Here is a 560-nt window from a genome sequence, read left to right as displayed (position 1 = left end):
GTTTTGCCTGTCGTGCAAGTCGAGTTTAATCTCGTCGACGAGTTTAAAGAATCAGATAGAGGAACCGGTGGATTTGGTTCAACGGGTACAAAATAAGAGACACATTAAGTCGGGATGGATTCATGTTGAGGCTCAAGAAAAAGCACGCGCTGGTGAAAACTGAGAAGCGAGAAAAAGGTAAGGCAACAAGCAAAGGGAAGAGCAAGGTTGCAGATGATAATCAAGGCAAGTCCATCGCGGCCTGGAGCTTTCAGCCCGCAGCGATAGCTTTCATAAGTGTTATCGCGTTGGCTCTACTTATCGAACTTTACTTTGTGCAAAGTGTTGAGAAAGATCAGCAAAACGATATCAATCAAAATTACGCAAGTCTTGTTCAGAGCGACTTGAATTTTATGATTCAAGAACGTTTATATGCCTTAAAATCTGTCGCGACCAATAATGTATTGATGAATGGTTTCTCTAGCGACAAAACAAGTCATCAATTAATGAAGGCAAGTTTTAGTGACTTAGTAGGTCTTTATGTCATTCCAGAATCACAGCTTGGGCAAGCGCGTACTATT

The 560-nt window shown here is 41.6% G+C and carries 1 protein-coding gene; it reads left to right on the top strand.

The window, feature by feature from the left end:
- Positions 1–152: 152 nt before the first annotated feature.
- Positions 153–560, top strand: a 408-nt coding sequence (locus tag A3738_RS26345; RefSeq protein WP_156504522.1) for a hypothetical protein, incomplete at its 3' end; no start/stop codon positions are given.

It is taken from the genome of Oleiphilus sp. HI0066 (genome assembly GCF_001635725.1).
This window is presented reverse-complemented; position numbering and strand designations above follow the sequence as displayed.